1 protein-coding gene is annotated in these 1,199 nt (G+C 74.6%); it reads left to right on the top strand.

What is annotated here, in order from left to right; translation table 11 throughout:
- A partial coding sequence (locus K7G61_RS35865; RefSeq protein WP_308190812.1) for a beta-ketoacyl synthase N-terminal-like domain-containing protein occupies positions 1-1,199 on the top strand: 1,199 nt, incomplete at both ends.

A 1,199-nucleotide genomic window follows, 5' to 3' on the forward strand; every position in this document is an offset into this window, starting at 1 on the left:
AGGTCGGCATGGCCGCCCGCGACGAGAGCACTGACCGGCTCGGCCGCCGCGGCCTGCGGGCACTGGATCCGGCCCGCGCCCTGACCGCGTTCGAGCGGGCCCTCGGCAGCGGCCAGACCACGTCCGTGGTCGTGGACGTCGACTGGGAGCGCTTCGCCCCCGCGTTCACCGCGCAACGCGCCAACCCGTTCTTCGACGGCGTCCCCGAGGCACGGAACGCCCTGGACACCGACCCGGCCGGCGCCACCGGCGGCGCCCTCAGCGCACTTCAGCAGCGCCTGGCGGACACACCCGAGGGCGACCGCGAGCGCGTCGTCCTCGACCTGGTGCGGGCCGAAGTCGCCGCCGTCCTCGGCCACGAGTCCGCCGAGGCCGTCGAACCCGCCCGCGCCTTCAAGGAACTGGGCTTCGACTCGCTCACCGCCGTCGAACTGCGCAACCGCCTCATCACCGCGACCGGCCTGCGCCTGCCCTCCACCCTCGTCTTCGACTTCCCTTCCTCCCTCACCCTCGCCCGCCACCTGCTCGCCGAGTGCGGCGCCGCCACCGACGCCGCCGGGACCGCCGGCACCGGCGCCCTCGCCGCCGCCGACGAGCCGATCGCCATCGTCGGCATGGCCTGCCGCTACCCGGGCGGCGTTGCCTCGCCGGAGGACCTGTGGCGGCTCGTCATGGAAGAGGGCGACGCGATCGGCGACTTCCCCACCGACCGCGGCTGGGACACCGACGCCCTCTACGACCCCGAGCCCGGAAAAGCCGGCCGCACCTACGTCCGCACCGGCGCCTTCCTGCGGGACGCCCCGGCCTTCGACGCCGGTTTCTTCGGGATCTCGCCGCGTGAGGCGCTGGCGATGGATCCGCAGCAGCGGTTGCTGCTGGAGACGTCGTGGGAGGCCGTCGAGCGGGCCGGGATCGACCCGGCCGTGCTGCGCGGTTCGCGTACCGGTGTGTTCGTCGGCACCAACAGCCAGGACTACGCGGCGCTCCTCAGCCACGGGCCCGAGGAACTCAGCGGCCACGTCGGCACCGGCAACGCGGCGAGCGTGGTCTCCGGCCGCGTCGCCTACACCCTCGGCCTCGAAGGCCCCGCCGTCTCCGTCGACACCGCCTGCTCGTCCTCGCTCGTCGCCCTGCACCTGGCCGTGCAGGCGCTGCGCGGCGGCGAATGCACGATGGCCCTCGCCGGTGGCGTCGCCGTC

It is taken from the genome of Streptomyces sp. HPF1205 (assembly GCF_020400825.1).
Classification (GTDB): domain Bacteria; phylum Actinomycetota; class Actinomycetes; order Streptomycetales; family Streptomycetaceae; genus Actinacidiphila.